5 protein-coding genes are annotated in these 5,042 nt (G+C 73.2%); 3 read left to right on the top strand and 2 right to left on the bottom strand.

What is annotated here, in order from left to right:
• Positions 1-134 precede the first annotated feature (134 nt).
• The gene (locus JM949_RS33375) at positions 135-1,415 is read right to left on the bottom strand and encodes a hypothetical protein (protein ID WP_203152032.1); all 1,281 of its coding nucleotides are present in this window, start codon (positions 1,413-1,415) and stop codon (positions 135-137) included.
• Positions 1,416-1,564: 149 nt separating this feature from the next.
• On the opposite strand from JM949_RS33375, the gene JM949_RS33370 reads away from it, so the two are divergent.
• Entirely contained in the window at positions 1,565-2,203 is a 639-nt protein-coding gene (locus JM949_RS33370; protein WP_203152031.1) for a TetR/AcrR family transcriptional regulator, read from the top strand.
• A gap of 64 nt (positions 2,204-2,267) precedes the next feature.
• The gene (locus JM949_RS33365) at positions 2,268-2,495 is read left to right on the top strand and encodes a DUF3107 domain-containing protein (RefSeq protein WP_030329796.1); all 228 of its coding nucleotides are present in this window, start codon (positions 2,268-2,270) and stop codon (positions 2,493-2,495) included.
• Positions 2,496-2,567: 72 nt separating this feature from the next.
• On the opposite strand, the gene JM949_RS33360 is transcribed toward JM949_RS33365, so the two are convergent.
• On the bottom strand, positions 2,568-3,209 hold the full coding sequence (locus JM949_RS33360; RefSeq protein ID WP_203152030.1) for a ferritin-like fold-containing protein: 642 nt from the start codon (positions 3,207-3,209) through the stop codon (positions 2,568-2,570).
• Positions 3,210-3,521: 312 nt separating this feature from the next.
• On the opposite strand from JM949_RS33360, the gene JM949_RS33355 reads away from it, so the two are divergent.
• A partial coding sequence (locus JM949_RS33355) for a DEAD/DEAH box helicase (RefSeq protein WP_203152029.1) occupies positions 3,522-5,042 on the top strand: 1,521 nt, incomplete at its 3' end.

The following is a 5,042-nucleotide window of genomic DNA, read 5'->3' as shown; positions in this document are numbered from 1 at the left end:
GCCGGCCCAGGACGGCCGGTCGGCCGGGCGCCCGCTGGTCGCTCCGGGCCCAGCCCAGGACGGACGTTCGGCGGGCGGACCACTCGTCGGCGACGCACCACCAGCCCAGGACGGACGCTCGGCGGGCGGACCACTCATCGGCGACGCACCACCAGCCCAGGACGGCCGCTCTTCCGGCAGTGCACTGGTCGGCTCGGTGGGCCGACCCGGCGCAGCCTCGGAGCTGGACTCGCCTCGGCCGGGTCGTACCCACGGGGTGGATCGACGCGCACCGGCTCGTACGGGCGGGGCGACTCGGCGCGCACCGGCTCGTACGGCTGGTGGGGCTCGGCGACCCAGCCCGGGGCGGACTCGTCCCGGGCCGCCGGGCCAGCCGGCTCGTCGGCCTGGCGGGACCAGGGCGGTGCCCACCCGCTACCCCAGCTCGAACGGTTCCAGCTCGGCTCCGACCAGTCCGACTCACCAGCCGCCGACGCCCCGGCCCGGTGCGCTTCGCTGGCCCGGGGCCTCTCGCCCGGTCGGGAGCTGTCGGCGGCGCGAGCGGGCTCGGCCTCGTCGGGGGGCCCGGCCGGGCCCGAGGCCGCCGCCGCCAGTTGCTCCGGTGGGAGCGGGTCCTGCCACTGTCGGGACGCTGTCGAACTGTCGTCGGCGGCCAGCCGTTCGCTGGTCGGGGCGTGGAAGCCGGGCGGCACCTCGAAGCCCGACGCGGCGGCGCCGACCGGCGGCACCTGGACGGCCGGCGGCGCCGAGGTGGGCAACCCGGGCTCGGCCCAGCGGCTCCGGTGTGCGGCGGCCGGATCGACCGTGGACTGTGCGGCGCGGCCCGGGTCGGGCTCGTCGGCGCCCTGCTCCACCTGCGGCGCGGGACGTTGGGCGGGCACCACCAGCCGGTCGCTGACGGCCCCGGAGCGTCCCTCGGCGGGCACTCCGGGCGGCGCGCTCACCGGCGTGGGTTGTCCTGTCGGCGGTTCGAGACCCGGCTGCCCAACGCCGTTGGCGGTGCCAGGCTGTTGCGCGCCGTTGGCGGTGTCCGGATGCCGAACGCCGTTGGCGGTGTCCGGGTGGTAAGCGCCGTTGGCGGTGTCCGGGTGGTAAGCGCCGTTGGCGGTGTCCGGGTGGTGCGCGCCGTTGGCGTGCTGGCCGTTCACCCGGGCCGGCGGCTCCTGGTCACCCGACCGCCCGACCAGCGGTGACGGCAGGTCGCCGTGTCGTTTCGACGAGGTACGCCAGCCGGACGTCGGCTCCGGCTGCCAGCGCGGCACCTCGTCCCGGGCATCGTCGCGATCGGCGGCTCGGGGCCACCCACTCGCCGGGGGCGCCCACCCGCCGCCGGGACGGCTCGGGTCGTCGTGCTGACCCGCTTCGTCACCGTGCTCTCCCGGGGTGGCGGCTCCGGGTTGCCCTGTTTCACTCACCGCGCGCTCCTTGGTCGCCCCCGCTGAGGCTACCGTGTGCCGAGAGTGGCGATAAGTTACAGCGGCGGGCCATTTCCACGACGGGGGTCACGGGCTTTGCCCGGTCTGGGGGGAAAATGCCGGCTCGTACGGAGAACTCGGAGGATCCCATGACCGCTGCGGGGAATGGTGCACAGACCGCTGGCAGGCCCACCCGCCTGCCTCGCTCGGCGCGCCGCAAGCAGCTTCTCGCTGCAGCGCAGGAGGTGTTCGTCGCACAGGGCTACCACGCCGCCGCGATGGACGACATCGCCGAGCGGGCCGGGGTCTCGAAGCCGGTGCTGTACCAACACTTCCCCGGCAAGATGGATCTCTACCTGGCTCTGCTCGACACGCATTGTGACGCAATCGTCGCCAAGGTGCACGACGCGATGCGCGGCACGAGCGACAACAAGGAGCGGGTCAGCGCGTCCGTGCGGGCGTACTTCGACTTCGTCGACCACGAGAGCGAGGCGTTCCGGCTCGTCTTCGAGTCGGATCTGCGCAACGACCCGGCGGTGCGCCAGCGGGTCGAGCGGGTCGAGCAGGGCTGCATCGCGGCGATCACCGACACCATCATCTCCGACACCGGGGTGAGCCGGGCGCACGCCGAGTTGCTCGCCTCCGGGCTGGTCGGCGCGGCGGAGACGGCCGCGCAGTTCTGGCTGGCCGGCGGTCGGCAGGTGCCCAAGGCCGAGGCCGAGGCGTTGGTGGCCGCGCTGTCGTGGCGGGGCATCGCGAGCTTCCCGCTGCAAGGTGAGTCAGCCTGACCGCTGGCCCCGTGATCGGATAGCCTTCGCAGGGCGGTTCTTTCGCCCCAGTTGAGGAGGCACAGTGGAGGTCAAGATCGGCGTGCAGTACGCGCCGCGCGAGCTGGTACTGGACAGCGCGCAGTCGCCGGCCGAGATCGAGCAGATCGTGACCGACGCCTTCGCCGGCAACGGCGGCACGCTCTCCCTGACCGACGAGAAGGGCCGGCGGGTCATCGTTCCGGTCGAGAAGGTCGCCTACGTCGAGATCGCCGAGGCGTCGCCCCGGGCGGTCGGTTTCACCGTCCGCTGACCGGTCCGGCCGCTGCGGCAGGTCGGCGTTCGGCCCACCTGCCGCAGGCCGGCACCGACGACCACCGGGCGGTCAGTTGTTCAGCCCGGCGGCGGCCATCCGCGCGGTGTGCGCGGTGGTCAACCTCCCGAACAGCCCCGGCACGTCGACCCGGCCGTCCCGGGCGATCAGCGCCGTGAGGGTGGCCCGTTCGGCGGCGACCCGGCCGGCCTGGGACAGCGCCTCCCCGACCAGCCGCCGCGCCCACATGGAGAGCCGGCCCGCCACCCGAGGGTCGTCCGCGACGGCTTCCCGGATCTCCGCCGCGGCGAAGTCCGCGTACCGGGTGTCGTGCAACACGTCCAGGACCAGCGTCCGGTCCGGCTCCTCGAGCGCGTCGGCGATCTCGCGGAGGAAGTCGTCGGTGATCGCGTCGCCGACGTACGCCTTGGTCACCACCTCCGCCCAGTCCCGTGGTTCGGTCGAGTCGTGGTATGCCTGCAATGGCTCGACGTAGGGCGTCATCGCCTCCGCCGGCAGCACGCCCAATCCGGTGAGCCGGTCGGCGAGGCGTCGGTAGTTGGCGATCTCGGCCCCGGCCATCTCGCTCAGCGCGGCTCGGCGGCGCAGGTCAGGGGCGAGTCGGGCGTCGCCGGCCATCCGTTCGAAGGCGAGCAGTTCGCCGAAGGCGACCAGGCCCAGCAGGTCGGCGACGGCGGAACCGGAGGCGGACACGAGCGCAGGCTACCGTGCGCCGCGTCGCGCCCGACGCCCTCGACGATCGAACAGCCTCGACAGTATGTGAGCTAAGTCACTTTGGCTTGCCCCGCGCGCCGATTGGCAGCCCGGGAATTGGGACGGGAGCCCGCCTGTTCAGGTAACATGGAGCAGTTGCCGTGGGCGCCGATCTGATCGAAGCTCAGCCCGCGGCGCGCGTGCGGCCCGGTCCGGCTTGGCAGTCTGCCGCCGACCGTGTGGCCCGCGTCATACCGAACGCGCCCTGAGGACATGACGGGCGCACCCACGAGAGGGCACCCCCAGATCCAGATGAGCGAGCTGACTCAAGATTTGACGGGCGGCCAGGAACTGGCCCCCACCGCCCCGGTTCGACCGGAGGCTCCCACGTTCGCCGCACTCGGCGCCCGTGTCGAGACCGTCGAGGCACTGGCCGCGGCCGGCATCACCCGCGCCTTCGCCATCCAGGAGTACGCGATCCCGATCGCGCTGCGTGGCGTCGACCTGATCGGCCAGGCGCCCACCGGCACCGGCAAGACCCTCGGTTTCGGCGTGCCACTGCTGGACCGGGTCTTCGCCCCGGGCGAAGGCGGCGACGGCGTCCCCCAGGCGCTTGTCGTCGTACCCACCCGCGAGCTGGGCATCCAGGTCGCCAAGGACCTGGCCGCCGCCGGCCGGACGCGAGGCGTCCGGGTGCTGCCGATCTACGGTGGCGTGGCGTACGAGCCGCAGATCGACGCGCTGCGCAAGGGCGTCGAGATCCTGGTCGGCACGCCCGGCCGGCTGATGGACCTGCAGAAGCAGAAGCACCTCCGGCTGGACCGGGTGCACGCACTCGTCCTCGACGAGGCCGACCGCATGCTCGACCTGGGCTTCCTCGACGATGTCGAGAAGATCCTGGCGATGCTGCCGGAAGACCGGCAGACGATGCTCTTCTCGGCCACCATGCCGGACCCGATCGTCACCCTGTCCCGGCGTTTCCTGCGCCAGCCGATGACGATCCACGCCGGGCACACCGCCGAGACCGGTCCCTCGCCGCAGACCCAGCAACTGGTCTACCGCACCCACTCGATGAACAAGGTCGAGGTGGTGGCGCGCATTCTCCAGGCGGAGGGGCGCGGGCTGACCATGATCTTCACGCGGACCAAGCGGGCCGCCGACCGGGTCGCCGAGGACCTCGACTTCCGCGGGTTCGCGGTCGCCGCGGTGCACGGTGACCTCGGCCAGGGCGCCCGCGAGCGGGCGCTGCGGGCCTTCCGGGCCGGCAAGATCGATATCCTGGTCGCCACCGACGTGGCGGCCCGCGGGCTGGACGTCACCGGCGTCACCCACGTCATCAACTACGACTGCCCGGAAGACCAGGACACCTACACGCACCGCATCGGTCGTACCGGCCGGGCCGGCGCGACAGGTGTCGCGGTGACCTTCGTCGACTGGGACGACATGCCGCGCTGGCGGATCATCGACAAGACCCTCGGTCTGGAGATGCCGGAGCCGCCGGAGACGTACCACACCTCGCCGCACCTCTACACCGACCTGCACATCCCCACCGAGGTCAGCGGCACTCTGCCCACCGCCGAGCGCACCCGGGCCGGGCTGTCCGCCGAGATCGAGGAGGACCTGGGTGGCACGACCCGTTCCCGCCGGGGCGACGGCGGTGGTCGGGGTTCCCGGCGCGGGGAGGGCCGTGGCGAGGGTCGCGGCGAGCGCCGTGGTCGGGGCGATGGCCGCCGGGACCGCTCCGATACCGGCACGCCGGCCGTCGCCGAGGCACCCGCGGGCGACGCCGCTGAGGAAGGCACCCGTACCCCCCGCCGCCGGCGTCGTCGCCGG

Origin of the sequence: Micromonospora tarensis, from assembly GCF_016803395.1 — a bacterium.
Taxonomy (GTDB): domain Bacteria; phylum Actinomycetota; class Actinomycetes; order Mycobacteriales; family Micromonosporaceae; genus Micromonospora; species Micromonospora tarensis.
This window is presented reverse-complemented; position numbering and strand designations above follow the sequence as displayed.